The 3,066-nt window shown below is 66.7% G+C and carries 4 protein-coding genes; all 4 read right to left on the bottom strand.

What is annotated here, in order from left to right; all coding sequences use genetic code 11:
- A partial coding sequence (locus tag KAY22_RS27055) for a poly-beta-hydroxybutyrate polymerase N-terminal domain-containing protein (protein ID WP_296626144.1) occupies positions 1 to 770 on the bottom strand: 770 nt, incomplete at its 3' end.
- A gap of 188 nt (positions 771 to 958) precedes the next feature.
- Positions 959 to 1,132, bottom strand: coding sequence for a hypothetical protein (locus tag KAY22_RS27050; RefSeq protein WP_021245222.1), 174 nt, complete (start codon positions 1,130 to 1,132; stop codon positions 959 to 961).
- Between the two features lie 41 nt (positions 1,133 to 1,173).
- Positions 1,174 to 1,572, bottom strand: coding sequence for a Cu(I)-responsive transcriptional regulator (gene cueR / locus KAY22_RS27045; RefSeq protein ID WP_007406402.1), 399 nt, complete (start codon positions 1,570 to 1,572; stop codon positions 1,174 to 1,176).
- Positions 1,569 to 3,066 (bottom strand): copper-translocating P-type ATPase (locus KAY22_RS27040; RefSeq protein ID WP_296626143.1); only part of this gene is annotated, 1,498 nt, incomplete at its 5' end. The genes KAY22_RS27040 and cueR, both read right to left, overlap by 4 nt.

Below are 3,066 nucleotides of genomic sequence, written 5' to 3'. Positions count from 1 at the left end.
GTGTAGCCCTGCCCGACCAGCCAGCGGATGAGCGAATTTTCCGGCGACAGGTCGAGGATGTAATATTTCATGATCCATGCCGGCACGATCAGTATCGGCTCCGGACGCACCGTCTCGGTTGCGGGCGCATATTGGATCAGTTCCATGACCCTGTTGCGAAACACGACCTTGCCAGCCGTGGCTGCGACCTTCTCGCCGACCCGATAGGCCTCCGTGCCCGCTGCGGGCTCCCCGCGTACCAGGCGTTCCAGGTCGTCGCAAAAAAATCGCGCACCCTCGACAAGGCATTGTCCTCCGGTTTCGAGGATGCGCTGCTGGAGCACGGGGTTGGTCGGGATGAAATTGGTCGGGGACACCATGTCGAGCATCTGGCGGGTCGCGAACTCGACGATCGCTTCGTGGTGCCCGGTGACGCCGCTCACGCCGGTCGTCGCGGCATGCCACCATTGCTGCTGGAGCAGGAAGGCCTGCTCGATCAGGTCGAACGGATGGCGCTTCCAGGCTGCGTCGGCGAAGCGCCGATCCTGGGGCAGCGGATCGATCGCCGGCTCGTGATCGCTGCCGGATGCGCTGCGCATGGCATAGTCGGCGAGCCGCATCAGCTTGCGCCCGCCCTTGGCGGCGAGCTGCAGCTGCCTGCCTGGCGAGCAGAGAATGTGCGTCCACCAGTCGGAAAAAGACTGCGCCAAAGTGGCGGGCGACTGGCCTGAAGTCAGCTGCGCGATGGCGGCGAAGCTCGACCGATCCAGCGTCGTGGCCAGACCGTCCAACGGGTCAGGGATATTGCTTCGACTCTGCACATTTTCGCTCCTGCTGCGGTGCAACAAGCCCTGAAGCGCAGGAAGCCTCTGCGCACTCCGTAGTCCTACGGAGGGATTGCCTCGCATATGCCAGCCCCAGAAGTCAGAGCTCAGCACGACATTGCTGTATGAAAAGCGGCCAAATACGATCAGGAGGCTCAGTGCGGTCGCACGGGCGAGCCAGCTATCCCGCCGAACCAGTCCCGCAATACCGGCGAAAGGGTCTGCGGGTTGCCGCCGATATGGCGAAGATCCTCCGCCAGCAGTGGCGGGCGGACTGCGAGGAAATATATCGCGAGGCCCGTCGTGAGAATGCCAAGTGCGATCAGCACCCCGGCCGCCAGAGCGGGTCTGGTCCGAGAGGCGGCCGGCGCTAACATTTTCTGTCGAGACTCAGTTCGGCGATGATGGGACAATCTGGCCGCTCGTCGCCATGACAGCGCTCGGCGAGATCGACGAGGGTCTCGCGCAGGGTCGTCAGCGCTTCGGCCTTGCGCTGCAATTCCTCCGCCCGCGCCAACGCGACCCGCTTTACATCGGCGCTGCTGCGGCCCGTGTCGGCCCACAGGCCGAGCAGGGTCCGGATCTCCTCGATCGGAAAACCGAGATCGCGGGCATTGGCGATGAACCGCAGGCGATGGAGGTCACTCTCGCCATAGTCGCGATAACCCGCTCCCCGGCGCGGCGGCGCCGGGATGAGGCCGATCTTCTCATAATGGCGGATCATCCGCTCCGAGACCCCGCTTTGCTTCGACGCCTCCCCGATGTTCACAGCGCTTTCCGGTTGAGGCGCAGCGCGTTGGTGACCACGCTGACCGAGGAGAGCGCCATGGCGGCGGCCGCGATGATCGGCGAGAGCAGGATGCCGAACAGCGGATAGAGCGCGCCCGCCGCCACCGGCACCCCGGCGACATTGTAGATGAAGGCGAAGACCAGGTTCTGGCGGATGTTGGACATGGTCGCCTGGCTCAGCCGCCGTGCCCGCACAATGCCCATGAGATCGCCCTTGAGCAGCGTCACGCCCGCGCTCTCGATCGCGACGTCGGTGCCCGATCCCATTGCGATGCCGACATCGGCGGCAGCCAGTGCGGGGGCGTCGTTGACCCCGTCGCCGGCCATCGCCACCACGCGCCCCTCGCTCTTCAACCGCGCGACGACGGCACTCTTCTGGTCGGGCAGTACCTCGGCTTCGACATCGTCAATGCCGAGCCGCCTTGCCACCGCCTCTGCTGTGGTGCGGTTGTCGCCGGTCAACATCACCACGCGAATGCCTTCGGCCTTGAGTGCGGCCAGGGCCTCCGGCGTCGTCTGCTTCACGGGATCGGCGATTGCAAAGGCGCCGCCGACGGTGCCGTCGACGCCGATGAAGATCGCGGTGGCGCCATCCCGGCGCAGGGCGTCGGCCTGCTCCGCCAGCGCGTCGGTTGCTATGCCCTCTTCCGAGAGGAACCGCGCATTACCGAGCACGATCCGGCGGCCGTCGACGGTGCCGAGCGCGCCGCGTCCGGTGGGGGAATCGAAGTCGGTGACGTCGCTCGTGGGGATGCCGCGATCCTTGGCGGCCTCGACGATCGCCAGCGCGAGCGGATGCTCGGAGGCCCGCTCGACCGAGGCGGCAAGCCGCAGCAGTTCGGCTTCGTCGAAGCCGGGCGCCGGCACGATCTGGGTGACGGCAGGCCGGCCTTCGGTCAGCGTGCCGGTCTTGTCGACGACGAGCGTGTCGACTTTTTCCATATGCTCGAGCGCTTCGGCATTCTTGATGAGGACGCCGAGCCCGGCGCCGCGGCCAACCCCGACCATGATCGACATCGGCGTGGCGAGACCCAGTGCGCAGGGACAGGCGATGATCAGCACGGCGACCGCCGCAACCAGCCCGTAGGCGAAGCGCGGCTCGGGGCCCCAGATGCCCCAGGCGATGAACGCGACCACCGCGACCGCGATGACCACGGGCACGAACCAGCCCGACACCTGATCGGCCATGCGCTGGATCGGCGCGCGCGAGCGCTGCGCCTCGGCGACCATCTGGACGATGCGCGCCAGCATGGTGTCCCGGCCAACCTTGTCGGCGACGATAACGAGCGCGCCGGTCTGGTTGAGCGTGCCGCCGATCACCGTGTCGGCCTTGGCCTTGGTGACGGGCATGGACTCACCGGTGACCATCGACTCGTCGAGCGAGGAATGGCCGTCCTCGACCACGCCATCGACCGGCACCTTCTCGCCGGGACGCACACGCAGGCGGTCGCCGACCGCAACGAGATCGAGGCTG

Origin of the sequence: Rhizorhabdus sp., from assembly GCF_018006725.1 — a bacterium.
Classification (GTDB): domain Bacteria; phylum Pseudomonadota; class Alphaproteobacteria; order Sphingomonadales; family Sphingomonadaceae; genus Rhizorhabdus.
Note: the sequence above shows the minus strand (reverse complement) of the source record. Positions and strands in the feature narration are given on the sequence as shown.